The organism is Aquimarina spongiae (assembly GCF_900141785.1).
Taxonomy (GTDB): Bacteria; Bacteroidota; Bacteroidia; order Flavobacteriales; family Flavobacteriaceae; genus Aquimarina; species Aquimarina spongiae.
In genome coordinates, this window is the sequence record NZ_FQYP01000005.1 from 35,934 (window position 1) to 53,883 (window position 17,950).

Consider the following 17,950-nt stretch of genomic DNA (forward strand, 5'->3'; position numbering starts at 1 on the left):
AACAAGGTGTGTAATAGAAATGAATACAGAAGAACAAATTAATCAATTAAGGGAAGAACTACGTCAACATAATCACAATTACTACATTTTGGATGCACCTACCATCAGTGATTATGAATTTGATATGAAATTAAAAGAGCTTCAAGCTTTAGAAGATAAACATCCAGAATATTACGATGCTAATTCTCCCACCTTAAGAGTAGGCGGAGGGGTTACCAAGAATTTTGAAACCGTGGTTCATGAAGAACGGATGTATTCCTTGGATAACTCCTATTCTAAAGAGGATTTGTTGGATTGGGAAAAGCGGATTAAAAAAATTGTTGATGGAGAAGTAAATTATACTTGTGAACTTAAATACGATGGAGCTTCTATTAACCTCACTTACGAAAATGGAGCTCTAGTTAGTGCAGTGACCAGAGGAGATGGTATACAAGGGGATAACGTAACCACTAATGTAAAGACCATAAAATCTGTTCCGCTTAAACTAAAAGGGGATTATCCGCCAAAATTTAACATCCGTGGAGAGATTGTGTTGCCTTATGATGGTTTTACAAAGATGAATCAGGAAAGAATCGCGGCCGGAGAAGAGCCTTATGCTAACCCTCGTAATACGGCTTCAGGGAGTTTGAAACTTCAGGATAGTAGTGAGGTGGCAAAACGTCCTTTGGATTGTTTATTATATAGTATCAAAGGAGATCGATTGGGGATTAAAACGCAATTCGAGAATCTGGACAAAGCAAGACAATGGGGGTTTAAAGTTCCTGTAGAGTCAAAGTTGGTAAAAAATATCGATGAGGTACTGGAGTTTGTGAACTATTGGGATGAGCATCGTCATGATTTACCCTATGAGACCGATGGAGTGGTGATCAAAGTAAACGATTTGCAGCAACAGGACGAACTTGGGTTTACAGCAAAAGCACCCAGGTGGGCAATGGCTTATAAATTTAAGGCAGAGCAAGTTGCTACGGTGTTGAATGAGATTACGTATCAGGTAGGGAGAACTGGGGCTATAACACCAGTAGCAAACCTCGATCCGGTTTTGTTGGCTGGGACTACGGTAAAAAGAGCTTCCTTGCATAATGCAGATCAAATTGAAAAGCTGGATATTCGAGAAGGAGATACTGTTTTTGTAGAGAAAGGAGGAGAAATCATTCCTAAAATTGTTGGAGTAGATTTTCAGAAAAGAAGTCAGGATTCTCAACCCACTCAATATATAACCCATTGTCCCGAGTGTCATACCGAGTTGATTAGAAAAGAAGGAGAAGCACAACATTACTGTCCTAATGATAAAGGGTGTCCTCCGCAGATTATTGGTCGTATTCAACATTACATTTCTCGAAAAGCCATGGATATTGAAGGTCTGGGTGGAGAAACTGTAGCCTTGTTGGTAAATGAAGGACTGATTACAAATTATGCAGATCTTTACGATTTAAGAAAAGAACAGGTTATTCCTTTAGAAAGAATGGCTGAGAAAAGTGCCGAAAACCTGGTAAGTGGAATAGAGAAATCCAAAGAGATTCCTTTTGAACGGGTGCTGTTTGCTTTGGGAATACGATATGTAGGAGAAACCGTGGCCAAAAAGCTGGTTAAGCATTATAAAACTATAGATGCTATTGTGAATGCTAGCGAAGAAGAATTGGTGAATGTGGATGAAATTGGGATTAAAATAGCGCAAAGCGTTAAGGAGTTCTTTGCTTCAGAAGAGAATAGAATCTTGGTAAAACGCCTTGAGGAATATGGGGTTCAATTAGAGATATCGGCAGAAAAGCTTGCAAATCAAACTGATACGCTTAGTGGACAAACTTTTGTAGTGTCTGGAGTCTTTGAAAAAGTGTCTCGAAATGAGCTTAAAAAATTGATAGAAGATAATGGAGGCAAGGTTTCAAGTTCTATATCTTCCAAAACATCTTATGTTGTTGCGGGAGCTAATATGGGACCAAGTAAACTCGAAAAAGCAAACAAATTAGAAGTACCTATAATAAGTGAGGACGATTTTCTTGATATGGTTAAATGAAAATAAGAACGCTGATTAAAATATTGCTTTTAATTGCAGGGGCACTTTGTGTTCTTAGCACAGCGTTTCAGTGGCCAATGATAGAGTTGTATGCAAAACCGACAACGGTTCCTCTTTTTTTTATGTTATACTGGTTTCAGGTAAAAAAAATAGATGGACTTTTTTTGGTGATATTGTTCTTGTGCTTTTTGGGGGATATCTTTCTGCTGATTGATTTCCAGAGCAGTTTTATGTTTGTGCTACTAAGTTATACCATTTGCTATCTCATCTTATTTTACTATTTGTACAAAAACTTTAAACCTATTGATTATGGAGTTACAGATATTATATACTTGATTGTTTTCTTTGTAGCGTGGACATTTATTGTATACGAGATTTATGATGTAACCGAAAAAGAAATGGGAGATATAAGACCATATGGAGTGGGATATATTATTATACTTTATCTACTACTTATCGGTGCTGTTTTTCAATATGCTAATGTGAGATCTTCAAAATCGTTATGGTTTTTGATAGCGGTTTTGAATTTTGTGATTAGTGATTCTTGTTTTGCTCTTAATAAATTCTACATTCCTTCTATAGAATTTGAAATTATAAATTCTATATATCAGCTATTGGCGGTATTCTTCTTGGTGCAGTTCAAAATATCGAGTCCAACACCGTTAAAACTAAAGGATATCCAGGGCTAAATTTCTGAAAGCCATTTATTTGTTAAATTTTAGTATATTGTTAATTCATTTCTCACAATATATTAATGGGCTGTACTTGTGATATAAAGCTGTAAGCTATGGGTGCAAAAAAAGTTTAATGGATGGCAAAAAAATACTAAAGTTTTTAATTTCTTTTTTGATTATTATACAGGTTTTGAGTTTTGTGTTTAAAATTGATCTTTTAAACGCAATTTCAAAAATCACCCTTTCTATATCCATCCCTATTTTTTATTGTATCAGAACGGCGAAAATTAAAATATATCATCTGTCTGTAATAATGTTATTTGCTATGGGAGATTTGATTGTTTTAACGAATTTCAAAAACACCATACGATACGATATGGTTATTCATATCGTGGGTTATGTGCTATTATTTTACTTCTTGTACTATAACCATAGGTCTTTTGAGTATAACAGTCGAGATGTTTTTACACTGGTACTAGGCAGCTTGTTATATACGGTGATTTTTGTTTTGACATATACCGTGCTCAGAACTCCAATGGGCGATATGAATATATTGGGCTTTTTGTTGTTGTTATTATTATATGTGTTATTGATTGTGGCTGCAATGCACTATATCAATACACGATCAGAAAAGTCGCTTTGGTTTTTCCTGGCGATTTTAAACTTTGCGTTTAGTGATTTTATGTTGTTGCTTAATGCTTTTTATGTGCAATCGTATGAGTTGCAAGTTTTGATGTTGTTGTGTACTCCAATGGCCTGGATCTTTTTGGTGAATTATATGATTACTAAGCCTCTGAAATTAAAAGCAGAAGAATTCGATGCGTATTAAAAAGAATTGATTTTTTGAAAACAGAAAAATTAGCATATCAGTCATTTTACATTACAAGTTTTGTTTTTGTGGTGATTTCTATTTTTGCGCAACATCTGTCTGTTTTCTTTAAACCTCCTGTAATTCTTACTTTGTGTTTTATTTATCTAATCAAGTCCCAGGATAAGAGAATTTTAGTGCTGTTAGCAATGTTGGTCATTTTGATTGCAGAGGTACTCACTATGAAGGATTTTATAGGCTATTTTAGATTGTTAAATGTATTACTCTCCATATATTATCTACTTAATATCATTTTGCTTTGGGAGAGTCTGAAAAAAATAAAGATCAAACTGAATAAAGTGTTTACTGTACAGCTCCTGATCACAATGGGATTGATTACCTATGTGTTATCTTCGGTGGCAGGATTAATATTGCCAAGTGTGCGAGAAGATCGAATGTTTCTATTCGTTCTTATTTTGTTTTTTGCCTCCTTTATTGGGATTTGTTACTATATCTATTTAAATAGTAAAACTGTCATTAGTTCTTCACTAATGGTGGCGGCTTCGTGTTTTTTGATTGTAAATATTATAACCGCCTTGTATAAGCTGTATGTGTTTCTAGAAGTCTTTGTAATTATTGCAAATTTATTACAGGTGTTTGGACAATTTTTCCTCATTAAATTCTTTATAGAACAACGTGAATTAACACCAAATGGTGAAGATTTTTTTTAAAAATTAGTATCGATTTAAATGCTCTAAGTATCTTTAGTTACCATTTGAGAGTCTTTGAGAAGTACTAACATTACATATGCGTTATTTTACATTTCCTTTTTGACAGTTCTTGCGGTTGCTGTTTTTTTGGAAAAGAAATACCTTTTGTACGTAAAGCCTTTGGCTACAATTTCCTTGATTTTGTTATATCTGGACCATGCGAAAACTAAAAATGTTTTTGTGATTATAAGTTTGTTGGTGATTATAGCGACCGACACATTTACCTACATGGATTTTGAAGGATATTTTGAAAGAATAACATCATTGATAACAGTTTTTTACTCTTTTTGCGTTTTGGCATTACGAGGGTATCTGTCAGAAGAAGAGGTAAACCCGGCAAAGTTGATTTCTGTACCTGTGATTATTAGTGCTATTCTGATTTCATATCTCATATATACTATTACCGAGATGGTTTTTCCTAAAATAGAGGACTCTATAGTTTTTGTGGTAATGATTGTGATTAGTTTGGTAACGTTCTTTTTGATCTGCTTTTTTATCTATGTGGCCGATAGATTCGAAAAGTCAATATTTCTTTTTGTTGCGGGATGTTGTACCATGTTTGTCGATGCGCTTTTGGCGGTAAATGAATTGTATTATTACACTACGGTTTTTACGGTGTTGATCAACTTTGCTGAAATACTGGGGCTCTATTTCTTTATACGCTTTTTTATACAAGCAAAGCCCAAAGACATGCAGTCTTTGACTAAAGAATACTTTTGAAGATGCTGATTTACAGGCTTTTTCTTTTTCTTGAGAAAGACTGGATGATTTTAAACTGTAAAATAGCTACATTTGTGGCTTCTTAATCTTTTGGATAAATGATTTTAAAGGGTCTTAAAAGGAATGCAATAAAGAAGAATATTGAATCTCATATCGAGAAAAGAAATTCTTCTTCACCAAGTATTTCCAGTCTTAATACTCTTGCTATTCTTATAGATGCAACAGAGCCCGTAAACGTTGTGGCTTTGGTTAAACTAGCTAACGAACTAGGGGTGAAATCTGAAAACTTAAAAGTAATTGGCTATAAGGAGGATAAAGATATTATTGATGAAAAAGGAGCGTCATATTATAACGACAAAAGTTTTGGGATGAATGGTTTGATCAAAAACCAAATGTTGCAAGACTTTATTCGTAAAGACTTTGATGTTTTGATTAGTTTTTATACCGAAGATAAGATAGAGTTACAATATGTGGCTGCTGCTTCCAAAGCAAAACTAAAAGTAGGCTTTGCAGAAGTAGACCACAGAATAAATGATTTGATAATAGGATCGACTATGAACAATGCGAATCTTTTTATAGTCGAACTAAAAAAGTATTTAAAAATATTACAAGTAATATGAGTAGTTTTCTGAGAGGAACGGGTGTGGCCTTGGCAACACCATTTAATGCAGATGGCACGATAGATTTTGAAGGAGTTACAGCTTTGGTGGATTTTTGTATTGAGGGAGGTATAGATTACTTAGTGGTTTTGGGAACCACTGCAGAATCCGTAACTCTATCCAAAGAAGAGAAGAAAGAGTTGGTAGCACATATTGTTTCTGTAAATGATAAAAAACTTCCTTTGGTTTTAGGAATAGGAGGGAACAATACAAAAGCTATTTTGGATGAAATAGCACAAACAGATCTGTCAAATTTTGCAGCAGTACTCTCTGTAGTGCCTATGTATAATAAACCTACTCAAGAAGGAATATACCAACATTATTTTGCAATCAATAATGCAAGCCCTATTCCAGTGTTGTTGTATAATGTTCCTTCTCGTACAGGAACCAATATGACTGCAGAAACTACGCTGCGATTAGCGGAGTTGGATAAAATAGTTGGGATCAAAGAAGCAGTTGGAGATTTTACACAAGTGCTAAGTATATTAAAAGACAGACCAAAAGACTTTTTGGTAATATCTGGAGATGACACTCTGGCTTTACCTTTGGTTGCTGCAGGTGGTGATGGAGTAATTAGTGTTATCGGACAAGGTTTTCCTGAAGAATTTTCTAAAATGATCCGTTTAGGGTTAGAAGGAAACACTGAAGAAGCATTTCAAATTTTGTATCAATTGTTACCGGTGATCGATTATGCTTTTGAAGAAGGAAACCCTGCTGGGATCAAAAACATTCTAAAAGTAAAAGGAGTGTGTAAAGATCATGTTCGTTTGCCTTTGGTTGCTGCTTCTTCGGCTTTAGAAGGTAAAATTGAAAATTTTATTGAGAACCTGTAGTGTATAAAGATGGCTAAAAAAATAAAAGATCCTGGAATCGGAAGGTCTTCTAACCAAAATGCAAGGCGTTTCATCAATCCCGATGGTTCTTTTAATATTAAGCACATCAATCGACCAAATTCGGTTTCCGAAAGTTATGATTACCTAATCAATATTACCTGGACCAAGTTCTTTTTGTGGGTATTGCTAGGGTATACTCTTATCAACATAGTTTTCGCTCTGATCTATACACTTTTAGGAATTTCCAGTATTACTGAGCCTTCAGGTAGTTTTTTTCGTGATTTTTTAAATGCTTTCTTTTTTTCAGCGCAAACGGTTACTACAGTAGGATATGGGGCTATGGCGCCCAAGGGATTACTTTTTGGGATTATTTCTTCTTTTGAAGCCCTTGTTGGTTTATTGAGTTTCTCTTTTGTAACTGGATTGTTATATGGGCGATTTTCTAAACCAAGAGCTAACATTCAGTTTAGTAAAAATATGGTGCTCAGAAAACATAATGGGGAAGACTGTATTATGTTTAGATTGATGAGCCGTAGTGTAAATGTGATGATTAGGCCTAGGATAGAAGCTACATTGTCGTTATCACTAAAAAACAAGGATGGTAAATTTGTTAATAGTTTTTATAATCTGAAATTAGAACGTAACTCAATTACCTATCTTCCTACGACCTGGACTGTAGTGCATCCTATTAAAGACACCAGCCCTTTGTTTGAATTTGATAGTGATAAAATAAAAAAGCTAAATGGAGAGGTTCTGATTCTGGTGAGTTATTACGATGAATCTTTTTCACAAGAGGTACATCAGGTGCATTCTTATGTGCTTAAAAATTTAAAAATGAGAGAACGATTTGTTCCTGCTTTTTACTACGATGACGATGGGTATACGGTCTTGGATCATGATAAGTTGAACAAGACAATGCCTGCAAACGAGGACTAGTTTTTACAAATTTCTTATTTCCTTATCATTTTCTGCAACAAAAGAGATAGCATATAGTTATTAAATTGAGTATGCGTAGTAAGATGATTAGCTATCTGAGAGCTGTTTTTTGATAAGATCTATGAAGCCCAGCAGAGCTAAGGGGGCATCGTGATGATTTGATTGTTTAAAGTTTTTGTAATACGGCAGAAATATCTATTTTTGCCAGATGTTTTTTTACCTATGAAAAGATTACTGTATTTATTAATTTTTATTTTATTCTTAGGCTCTTGTAGCGAGTACCAAAAGGTAGTAAGAGAAGATGATGTGGCTGCCAAGTATAAAATGGCTGAGGAGCTTTATAAAGAAGGGAGATACAAAAAGGCACTGCGACTTTTTGAGCAAATCGTTCCTCAATACCGAGGGAAACCTCAGGCAGAAAGAATAATGTATTATTATGCAGATACTTATTATCAGTTAGAAGATTATTATTTGTCGGGTTATCAATTCGATAGGTTTACAAAATCATATCCTAGAAGTGATAAAAAAGAAGAGGCAGCTTTTAAAGGAGCTCGCAGTTATTATTTTTTATCTCCTAGGTCTAGTTTGGATCAGGAAGAAACTACGCAAGCTATAGAAAAGCTTCAAACGTATATTAATGCATATCCGGAGAGTGAAAACTTGAAAGAAGCCAATGCAATGGTGGCGGAGCTTAGAGAGAAGAAGGAGAAGAAAGCATACGAAGTAGCAAAGCAATACCATCATAGAAGAGACTATAAAGTTGCTATTTCTGCATTTGATAACTATCTTGTGGATTACCCAGGATCGATTTTTAGAGAAAAGGTATTGTATTATAAATTAGAATCAGAGTATCTTTTGGCGATCGGAAGTTATGAGAGTTTAGTAAAAGAGCGTCTGGAAACGGCTCAAGGTTTTTATAGTAACTACAAAAAATACTATAAAGAAGGAGAGTATACCCAAAAAGCAGAAGAGATTGCTGAAGATATTAAAGTGAGATTAGAACAAATTAACTAGAAAACACGTAGAAGATGGATTTGAAAAAAAGTAATGCGCCGGTAAATACGACTACTATAGATAAAAACTTAGTAGATCAACCTACAAATAATATTTACGAGGCGATTTCTATAATTTCTAAAAGAGCTACACAGATTAATACTGATATTAAAAAAGAGCTTTTAGAAAAGTTAGATGAATTTGCTACTTACAATGATAGTCTAGAAGAAATCTTTGAGAATAAGGAGCAAATTGAAGTATCTAAATTCTATGAAAGATTACCTAAACCACATGCGTTAGCAGTACAAGAATGGTTAGAAGGTAGAATCTACCATAGAAATACAAAGACAGACTCAGAATCACTATAAGTCTATGTCAATTTTAAGCGGTAAAAAGGTTTTATTAGGAATAACCGCTGGTATTGCTGCTTACAAAACAGCTTCTTTGGTACGCTTATTTATCAAAGCAGGTGCAGAAGTGCAAGTGGTGATGACACCAGCGGCCAAGGATTTTGTAACTCCGCTTACCTTATCTACATTATCTAAGAATCCGGTTCATTCCTCTTTTTTTGATGAAGAAGACGAGAATGCGGTTTGGAATAATCATGTGGACTTAGGGCTGTGGGCTGATTTCATGATCGTAGCCCCGGTAACGGCTAATACGCTTTCAAAAATGGCAAGTGGGAATAGTGACAATCTACTATTGGCTACCTATTTGTCGGCAAAATGTCCGGTATACTTTGCGCCAGCTATGGACTTGGATATGTATAAGCATCCATCTACTCACGAAACTTTTGATAAGCTGATATCTTTTGGCAATATCATGATCCCTGCAGAGGCAGGAGAGCTGGCAAGTGGTTTGGTAGGACAAGGTAGAATGGCAGAACCAGAACATATTGTGGATTTTTTAGAAAAAGACCTATTGAGTAAATTACCTTTAAAGGGAGAGAAAGTACTAATTACTGCTGGCCCTACATACGAAGCCATCGACCCTGTTCGATTTATCGGAAATCACTCTAGCGGTAAAATGGGGATAGAGTTAGCGCTAGCTGCTGCCAATCTTGGGGCTCAGGTCGATTTAGTTTTAGGACCATCTTCCCTAAAAATAGATCATGGCTTGGTCAATGTTATTAATGTAGTAAGTGCAGAAGATATGTATCAGGCTGTTGTGTCATTGTATGACAGATGTACCATAGCTATAGCTTCGGCGGCAGTTGCAGATTATAGACCTAAACAAGTAGCTTCGCAGAAAATTAAAAAGTCAGATTCCGAATTTTCAATAGAACTAGAGCGCACCAAAGACATCTTAAAATGGATGGGCGAACAGAAGAAGCATCAGTTTTTGGTTGGATTCGCATTGGAGACCGAAAACGAAGAAGAAAACGCGAAGAACAAACTGATCAAGAAAAATCTGGATTTGATTGTTTTGAACTCACTTAATGATAAAGGGGCAGGTTTTAAGGGAGCTACAAATAAAGTAACCTTGATCAATCATAAATTTGAAAGTAAAGCGTTTGAACTAAAAACGAAAGCTGAGGTTGCCAAAGATATTTTTGATGAAATTGACCAGATGAAGCGTGTAGCAGATTTGGCTACCAACGGATAGCGTTGTATAGCCATTCGTTATTTTTTAGGCGAGGGGCAAATGCATATAAATCGAATACTCAAAAATTTAAACTCGAAAAAATGAACAGAATCTTTCTTATTGTACTTCTTGTATTTGGATGTAATGTTTATGCTCAAGAGTTTAATGCAACGGTTGTGGTAAATGCAGAGCAAACCGGTAACCCTAACTTACAAGTGTTTAAAACCTTGGAGCGGTCGTTAACTGAGTTTATTAATAATACAGTTTGGACTAATATAGATTACCGTACCGAGGAGCGAATTGATTGTAGTTTTTTTATCACCGTAGTTGGGTTTGATAATGATGCGTTTACAGCAACGCTACAAGTACAAGCTTCTAGACCTGTTTATGGTTCTAATTACAGTACAACTATTTTGAATGTAAATGACCGACAGTTCAATTTTAATTATTTAGAGTTTCAGCCTCTAAATTACAATCCCAATAATTTCGAATCGAATCTCATTTCCGTTGTATCCTTTTATTTATATATGATTCTAGGGGTTGATGCAGATAGTTTTGCGCTCAATAGTGGTACCGATTTTTATCAAGAAGCCAAAAATATAGTAGGTAATGCACAAAGTAGTAATGCTTTGGGGTGGAATCCTGCAGATGGACTACAGTCAAGATTTAGGTTTAATGATGATCTATTGTCTGGGACTTTTGATGGATATCGTGAAACGATGTACACCTACCATCGCGAAGGTTTGGATCAAATGCACAACAATGTAAAACAAGGGAAGCAAACCATTCTAAAAGCAATGAAATCCCTGGAGAAATTGCATAGTGTTCGACCAAATTCCTTTATTATGAGAGTCTTTTTTGATTCAAAGGCCGGAGAAATTTCTAGCATACTTTCTGGAGGACCTTCTGTAAACATTGCAGAAACAGTAGGGATCTTGAATAAGATAGCTCCAACCTATGCAGATAACTGGAAAGATATCAAATTTTAAAAATCTTTAGCTGTTGAAAAGCAGGTGAAAAAGTTTTATTTTTTCATCGATAATCCCGCACAATCTTCTGAAATCTATAGTATATTTACAAGCTAGAACGACTAAAAAAATTATCCTTTGCTTGGAGCTCTTTCCATAAAAAATTTCGCGTTAATAGAACAATTACAGGTTTCCTTTGATGCCGGGTTGATTACTATTACCGGGGAAACCGGAGCGGGTAAATCCCTATTGTTGGGGGCCTTGGGGTTGTTGTTGGGGAAAAGAGCAGATTTAAATAGCGTAAAAGACAATTCTCAAAAATGCGTTATTGAAGGAGTTTTTAGTATTGCACAATATGATCTCGAAGCATTTTTTGATGAACAGGAACTGGATTATGAAGAGGAAACCATCATTAGAAGAGAAATCCTTCCTTCGGGTAAATCCAGAGCTTTTATTAATGATACTCCGGTTACTTTGCAGGCGCTATCCGGTTTGGGAGCTAGGTTGATCGATATCCATAGTCAACATCAAACGTTAGAGGTGACCACCAATGATTTTCAGTTTGAAGTACTCGACGCACTGGCACAGGTGGATCGTGAAGTGAAATCCTATCAAAGAGGTTTGAAGCTATTGAAAGAAAAACAAAAAGAAGTTGATCTCCTGATGGCCAGTAAAGATAGTTTTACCAAAGAATATGAGTATAATTCGTTTTTGTTAAAAGAATTGGATGAAGCTCAATTAAAGCCCGGCGAGTTGCAAGAGTTAGAAGAAATGCATGATCGTCTCAATAATATAGAGGAAATTCAGGAGCGACTTTCTGGTTCGATAGCAATTATAACTTCTGAAGAAGTTGGGGTTGGAGATCAGTTGAATATCATAAAAGCGAATCTTTCAAAAATAGCTTCATATTCTGGTCCTTTGAATGACTTGTCAGAAAGGATTCAGAGTTTGTATATAGAGTTAGATGATGTTCAGGAATCTTTGCTTAACGAATTAGAAAAATTAGAAGCAGATCCAGAACAGCTGGAGAAAGCAAGCCAGCGATTGCAATTACTTCATAACCTTCAGACAAAGCATAATGTAGCAAGTGTTGAAGAATTGTTGATCATACAGGAAGAACTTCAGCAAAAAGTGTCTCAAACAGAATCCCTTTCAGGAGATATTGAAGCACTTCAAACCGAAATTGATACTATAAAAGATCAATTGGACGAAGTTGCAAAAAAGATTCATGAAAAAAGAAATAAAGCGTTGCCAGGGTTAATTGAAGAGTTAGAAGAAATACTAAATGCTTTAGGTATGCCTAATGCGAGTTTTAAAACATCTTTGACATTACAGGATGCTTACTTCTCTAACGGGAAAGAAAATCTGGAATTTCTGTTTTGTGCTAACAAAGGAGGGAGCTATGGAGAACTTAAAAAAGTAGCTTCAGGAGGAGAGTTGTCGAGGATAATGCTGGCAATAAAAGCGATTCTTTCTAGGTACGCACAGTTACCAACAATCATTTTTGATGAGATAGACACTGGAGTATCCGGAGAGATTGCACACAAGATGGCAGATTTGATGTTGAATATGAGCAAGAATTTGCAGGTGTTTAGTATTACACATTTGCCTCAGATAGCGGCCAATGGACAAAGCCAGTACAAGGTATTTAAGCAGGATATCAATGATACAACGGTTACGCAACTCAAATTATTAAATCAGGAAGAGCGAATTACTGAGATTGCTGAAATGATCGGAGGAAAGAGTATTTCGGAGTCCGCGCTATCGCATGCCAAATCTTTGCTGCTTAATTAAGCTAAAATTACACGGAAATAGTATCAGTTTAGGCTGTTTTGTTATCTTTACAGCTTGTATAACGATCTTTAATTTACAACTAATGTCACACAATTTATTAAAAGGCAAAAGAGGAATTATTTTTGGAGCACTTGATGAGAGTTCAATTGCTTGGAAAACAGCCGAAAAAGTTTTTGAACAAGGAGGGAGTTTTGTGTTAACTAATGCTCCGGTAGCTATGAGAATGGGAGCAATCAATACCCTTGCAGAGAAAACAAATGCTCAGGTAATACCTGCAGATGCTACATCTATTGAAGATCTTGAGAATCTTGTAGAAAAATCGATGGAGATTTTAGGCGGGAAGTTGGATTTTGTTTTGCATTCTATAGGAATGTCTGTCAATGTTCGAAAAGGTCGTCATTATACAGATTTGAATTACAGTTTTAGTGAAAAAGGATGGGATGTATCGGCATTATCTTTCCATAAAACCATGCAGACTTTGTACAAGAAAGATGCAATGAACGAGTGGGGGAGTATTGTAGCTTTAACCTATATGGCTGCGCAACGTGTGTTCCCTGATTATAATGATATGGCAGATAACAAAGCATATTTAGAATCTATAGGGCGTAGTTTTGGATATTTCTTCGGAAGAGATAAAAAAGTACGTGTGAATACGATTTCGCAGTCTCCTACACCTACCACAGCAGGAAAAGGAGTAAAAGGTTTTGATGGCTTTATTGAATATGCCGATAAAATGTCTCCTCTTGGAAATGCAACAGCAGACGAGTGTGCAGACTATACGATAACTTTGTTTTCGGATTTAACCAAAAAAGTTACACTACAAAACTTATATCACGATGGTGGATTCTCAAATATGGGAGTTAGTCAAATGGTGATGGATAAGTTTGTAGATGAACAATAAATACTTACAAATAACGTAATAGTAAAATCCCATTACCCGAGAGTAGATGGGATTTTTCTTTGATACATCTCGCTTTATGCAATTTGATTTTTCTTTTATTATACCGGTATATAATCGACCCAATGAGATTGATGAGCTTTTGGAAAGCATGTTGGCTATGCAGTATTCCAAATCTTATGAAATCGTTATTGTAGAAGATGGTTCTTCGGATACGGCGGAGCAGGTGATAGAAGGATATCGCGATAAGTTAAAGATAAGCTATTATCAGAAAGAGAATACGGGCCCTGGAGACTCTCGTAACTATGGAATGCGAAAGGCAAAAGGGAATTACTTTATCATTTTGGATAGCGATGTTCTGATGCCAGAGGATTATCTGGAAAAAGTGGATGCATTTTTATCAAAGAACTTTGTGCATTGTTTTGGAGGACCAGACGACGCTCATCAGAGCTTTACGGATCTGCAAAAGGCGATAAGTTATAGTATGACTTCTTACCTGACTACAGGAGGAATTCGAGGACGAAAAAAAGTAGTAGGCAAATTTCAACCGCGTAGTTTTAATATGGGGTTGTCTAAGGAAGCTTTTGAGGCTTCCAAGGGTTTTGGTAATATTCATCCGGGAGAAGACCCTGATTTAACGATACGACTTTGGAATTTGGGGTATGATACTGCTTTAATACCGGATGCAAAGGTGTTTCATAAACGAAGAATCTCCTGGAAAAAGTTTTACATGCAGGTGAATAAATTTGGACTAGTACGCCCAATTCTTAATAAATGGCATCCAGAGACGGCAAAAATTACCTATTGGTTTCCTACCTTATTTCTGTGTTTTATTGCGTTCTCCTTGGTAACTGCACTATTTGGATGGTGGTATTTCCTTGGATTGTTAGGACTGTATTTTGTGTTTATATTTTTTGGAGCTATCGTTGCTTACAAAAAACTTTCTATTGCATTGAAGGCGATTCTGGCGGTTTTGATACAATTTTATGGATACGGAAAAGGATTCCTGAAATCTTATTATTATATTCATCTACTCAATAGGGTCCCACAAAAGCAATTTAAGAAGTTGTTTTTTGAAAAGTAATAGCATATGTCAAACCGAAAAAAGAAGACTTTTTTATTCAAAAGAAGCAGTGTAAAAACTTTTCTGTTTTTTTTAGGTTTTACTTCTCTTTTATGGTTATTCATTCAATTTTCTAAAAATTATACAAAGGAAGTAGAGGTAGGTATTCGGTATACCAACTTGCCTGAGGGTAAGATCTTTAATGAAACCAGTGATCAAACCTTAAGAATGACCTTGAATGGTAATGGTTTCCGTTTGATCAATCATAATTGGCAAAAACCTATCCTGGAATTTAATGCCGAAGATGCTGTGTCCAAAAATGAAGATCATTTTTTGTTTTTTGTGGATAAAGAGTCTTCAATTTTGCAAAGTAAACTAGATTTTAAGGGACGGGTGTTGGCCATACAAAAAGATACACTTACTTTGAAACTGGATATTAATCTTGAGAAAAAGGTTCCTGTAGCTATTCTTCAGGATATACAATATGCAAATGGGTATGGGAGTGATAAGGGTTTGGTGATTACTCCGGATTCGGTGATGGTCAGTGGTCCTTCGGTTATGATAGATACTTTGCAACAGGTACAAACAATACCATTAAGTTTAGAAGGACTTAATGTAGATTACGCTTCAGAATTAGAAATCGACACTCAGGTTTTGCCAACTAATATCAAGGTATCTCCTGTTCAATTAAAAGCTGAGGTATTGGTAAGTAAATTTACAGAGGGAAGTCAAAGAATTCCAATTGTGCTTAACAATGTGCCTGAAGGGGTAAATATTAAAATCTTTCCCAAAGAAACATCAATTGTATATCGAGTTGGCCTGGATAAATACAATGAAATTACCGAAAGAGATTTTCGAGTAGTAGCTGATTATGCCAAAGCATCAGAGGAAAGTGTATTTCTAACTTTAGAATTGACGGATATTCCAGAGTCGATTCATGATGTGCGGCTTCAGGAAAAACAAGTGCAGTTTGTTGTTCTTAAACAAGAGAGTAATTAAGTATGAAAGTTGTTGGTCTTACCGGTGGTATTGGAAGTGGTAAATCCACAATTGCCAAGATGTTTGAGGACTTGGGAGTTGCAGTTTATATAGCGGATATCGAGGCTAAGAAACTGATGAATGAGGATCCCGCGGTAAAAAAAGAAATTACAGATTTGTTTGGTGAGGAGGCTTATCGGAATAATACCTTAAACAGACCTTTTATCGCCAATATTGTTTTTAATGATTCGACTCAGCTCGAGAAATTAAATGCTATCGTTCATCCTGCGGTAGCTGATCATTTTGACAAATGGAAAGACCGCCAAAACGGTAATTATGTAATCAAAGAAGCCGCTATCCTTTTCGAAAATGGCGGGTATAAACAGTGTCATCATACGATCCTTGTCGTGGCTCCATTAGAATTGAGAATTTCCAGAGTATTGAACCGAGATCAATCCACTAGAGATGAGGTTTTATCCAGAATAAAAAACCAGTGGGATGACGATCAAAAAATTCCTTTGGCCGATTTTGTTATACAGAACATCGATTTGCAAGATACCGAACAACAAGTCAATGAGATACACCAGAAAATATCTCGCTAACTACCTTGTAATCCTAATCCTTCATTTTGTTAACATTTGGTTAAACCCTAAAGTAGCTAAATGTTAAAGTCTTACTTTTGATCTATGAATAAAAGGTTATTCGTATTGCTGATAATCCTGATGAGTTTATCGTTGATTGGGATTATTTTTGTTCAGGGATATTGGATTAACAACACTGTAGAGAATAATGAAGAGCAGTTTTCTTTTAATGCAAAGCAAATTCTGATTTCGGTATCCAATGGGATACAATATCGAGAGTTTGAAGAAATGTTTTTTCCTTTACGAGAAATCATTCACAGCATAGAAGAGCCCGATAATAATACAATTCGTCAGCTGTTGAACCTTAGTATAGACAAAAGAACAAAACCTTTTGAATATGCTAATGAAATTTTGGAAGAGGATGCAAAATTATTCTCTTCGTTCATTAATTTCAATATTGATACAGTTCGTTTAAAGAGTATTTTAAACCGAAATGTAGAAAACTCTTTACAAGAAACCCAGAGTAGTAATACAGAGCTTAGTGCAACGTCTAAGTTAGAAAGAAGGATAAAAGGGTTAACAGACCTGCAGAGAAAGGACTATGAAATTTTAATAGGAGAAATTGCGAGTTTTATTCCTATTCATAGAAGGGTAAAGAAAAAGGAAATTGAATATTTATTAAAAAAAGAGCTTGAAGAAAGAGATATAAAGGTAGGTTTTGAATATGCGATTTACAGCCGTTCTCTTGCTACCAAAGTACGTTCTGAAGATTTTAATTTGGATCACCCTGCAACTTACGCTATTGCACTATTTGCAGATGATCAAGGAGCTAGCGAATATCAGTTATTAGTTAATTTTACTGGTAAAAAACAATATGTGCTTTCCACTATAAAAGGAATGGCCATACTTTCTATCATTTTTACGCTGATTATTGTAATTGCTTATTCGAGTGCACTGTCGCAGTTGATGCAACAACGACAGATCTCCCAAATTAAGACCGATTTTATTAATAATATGACGCATGAGCTAAAAACTCCTATCGCTACCATCAACCTTGCTCTGGATGCTATCAAGAATCCTAAAATTTCGGGAGATAAAGAAAAGTTGCAACGGTATATGACAATGATAAGAGAAGAAAATAAACGAATGCATGCCCAGGTCGAAAATGTTTTGAGGATTTCTCAATTAGAGAAAAATGAACTTAACATCAAAAAAGACAGACAGGAATTACATGATATTATTGAAGATGCAGTGACACATGTCTCTTTGATTGTTGAAAATAGACAAGGGTATATCAAAACACATTTAGGAGCTTTAAAAACAACTATTTTGGCAAATGACAGTCATATGACCAATGTAGTTGTAAACGTTCTGGATAATGCAATTAAATATTCAGAAAGTGAACCCAAAATAGATATATATACTGAGAATGTAAAAAATAGTATCGTTCTTAAAATTCGTGACCATGGAATTGGTATGAGCAAAGTGGCGCAGAAAAAGATTTTTGAAAAGTTCTTTAGAGAACATACTGGAGATCTGCATAATGTAAAAGGACACGGATTAGGACTAACATATGTGAAACGAATTATAGACGACCATCATGGTCAGATATGGGTAGAGAGTGAAAGGGGAAAAGGCTCTACATTTATAATTAAATTACCGTTAATATCATAAAAT

General features: G+C 35.4%; 18 protein-coding genes. All 18 read left to right on the forward strand.

Annotated elements, in window-relative coordinates; all coding sequences use genetic code 11:
- Positions 1–19 precede the first annotated feature (19 nt).
- The 18 genes from ligA to BUE24_RS11995 all read left to right on the forward strand — a co-directional run bounded on the left by ligA (position 20) and on the right by BUE24_RS11995 (position 17,947).
- Positions 20–2,014, forward strand: a complete 1,995-nt coding sequence (ligA, locus tag BUE24_RS11910) for an NAD-dependent DNA ligase LigA (protein ID WP_073316256.1) — start codon at positions 20–22, stop codon at positions 2,012–2,014.
- Positions 2,011–2,703: a lysoplasmalogenase family protein gene (locus BUE24_RS11915; protein ID WP_073316257.1), complete on the forward strand. Its 693-nt coding sequence runs from the start codon at positions 2,011–2,013 to the stop codon at positions 2,701–2,703. Before ligA ends, BUE24_RS11915 begins: the two co-directional genes overlap by 4 nt.
- A 310-nt stretch (positions 2,704–3,013) precedes the next feature.
- The gene (locus BUE24_RS11920; protein WP_139241986.1) at positions 3,014–3,517 is read left to right on the forward strand and encodes a hypothetical protein; all 504 of its coding nucleotides are present in this window, start codon (positions 3,014–3,016) and stop codon (positions 3,515–3,517) included.
- A 14-nt stretch (positions 3,518–3,531) separates the two neighbouring features.
- Entirely contained in the window at positions 3,532–4,227 is a 696-nt protein-coding gene (locus tag BUE24_RS11925) for a hypothetical protein (protein WP_073316259.1), read from the forward strand.
- 99 nt (positions 4,228–4,326) lie between these two features.
- Positions 4,327–4,986: a hypothetical protein gene (locus BUE24_RS11930; protein ID WP_073316260.1), complete on the forward strand. Its 660-nt coding sequence runs from the start codon at positions 4,327–4,329 to the stop codon at positions 4,984–4,986.
- 98 nt (positions 4,987–5,084) lie between these two features.
- A complete protein-coding gene (locus BUE24_RS11935; RefSeq protein WP_244548141.1) occupies positions 5,085–5,606 on the forward strand; it encodes a DUF6913 domain-containing protein in 522 nt (173 codons plus the stop codon).
- Positions 5,603–6,478, forward strand: a complete 876-nt coding sequence (gene dapA, locus BUE24_RS11940; protein WP_073316261.1) for a 4-hydroxy-tetrahydrodipicolinate synthase — start codon at positions 5,603–5,605, stop codon at positions 6,476–6,478. The genes BUE24_RS11935 and dapA overlap by 4 nt, the downstream gene beginning before the upstream one ends.
- Before the next feature lie 9 nt (positions 6,479–6,487).
- Entirely contained in the window at positions 6,488–7,414 is a 927-nt protein-coding gene (locus tag BUE24_RS11945) for an ion channel (protein WP_073316262.1), read from the forward strand.
- A 222-nt stretch (positions 7,415–7,636) separates the two neighbouring features.
- Positions 7,637–8,428, forward strand: a complete 792-nt coding sequence (locus BUE24_RS11950; RefSeq protein WP_073316606.1) for an outer membrane protein assembly factor BamD — start codon at positions 7,637–7,639, stop codon at positions 8,426–8,428.
- A 14-nt stretch (positions 8,429–8,442) separates the two neighbouring features.
- A complete protein-coding gene (locus BUE24_RS11955) occupies positions 8,443–8,775 on the forward strand; it encodes a DNA-directed RNA polymerase subunit omega (protein ID WP_073316263.1) in 333 nt (110 codons plus the stop codon).
- Between the two features lie 4 nt (positions 8,776–8,779).
- The gene (gene coaBC, locus BUE24_RS11960; protein WP_073316264.1) at positions 8,780–10,012 is read left to right on the forward strand and encodes a bifunctional phosphopantothenoylcysteine decarboxylase/phosphopantothenate--cysteine ligase CoaBC; all 1,233 of its coding nucleotides are present in this window, start codon (positions 8,780–8,782) and stop codon (positions 10,010–10,012) included.
- Positions 10,013–10,092: 80 nt separating this feature from the next.
- Entirely contained in the window at positions 10,093–10,980 is an 888-nt protein-coding gene (gene porD / locus BUE24_RS11965) for a type IX secretion system protein PorD (protein ID WP_073316265.1), read from the forward strand.
- 117 nt (positions 10,981–11,097) lie between these two features.
- Positions 11,098–12,753: a DNA repair protein RecN gene (gene recN / locus BUE24_RS11970; protein ID WP_073316266.1), complete on the forward strand. Its 1,656-nt coding sequence runs from the start codon at positions 11,098–11,100 to the stop codon at positions 12,751–12,753.
- An 82-nt stretch (positions 12,754–12,835) separates the two neighbouring features.
- Positions 12,836–13,654, forward strand: a complete 819-nt coding sequence (locus tag BUE24_RS11975) for an enoyl-ACP reductase FabI (protein WP_073316267.1) — start codon at positions 12,836–12,838, stop codon at positions 13,652–13,654.
- 76 nt (positions 13,655–13,730) lie between these two features.
- Positions 13,731–14,735 carry a glycosyltransferase family 2 protein gene (locus BUE24_RS11980; protein WP_073316607.1) on the forward strand — a complete coding sequence of 335 codons (1,005 nt, stop codon included), beginning with the start codon at positions 13,731–13,733 and terminating at the stop codon, positions 14,733–14,735.
- A 6-nt stretch (positions 14,736–14,741) separates the two neighbouring features.
- A complete protein-coding gene (locus BUE24_RS11985; protein ID WP_073316268.1) occupies positions 14,742–15,713 on the forward strand; it encodes a CdaR family protein in 972 nt (323 codons plus the stop codon).
- Positions 15,714–15,715: 2 nt separating this feature from the next.
- Positions 15,716–16,294: a dephospho-CoA kinase gene (gene coaE, locus BUE24_RS11990; RefSeq protein ID WP_073316269.1), complete on the forward strand. Its 579-nt coding sequence runs from the start codon at positions 15,716–15,718 to the stop codon at positions 16,292–16,294.
- An 84-nt stretch (positions 16,295–16,378) separates the two neighbouring features.
- Entirely contained in the window at positions 16,379–17,947 is a 1,569-nt protein-coding gene (locus BUE24_RS11995; RefSeq protein ID WP_073316270.1) for a sensor histidine kinase, read from the forward strand.
- Positions 17,948–17,950: the final 3 nt, after the last annotated feature.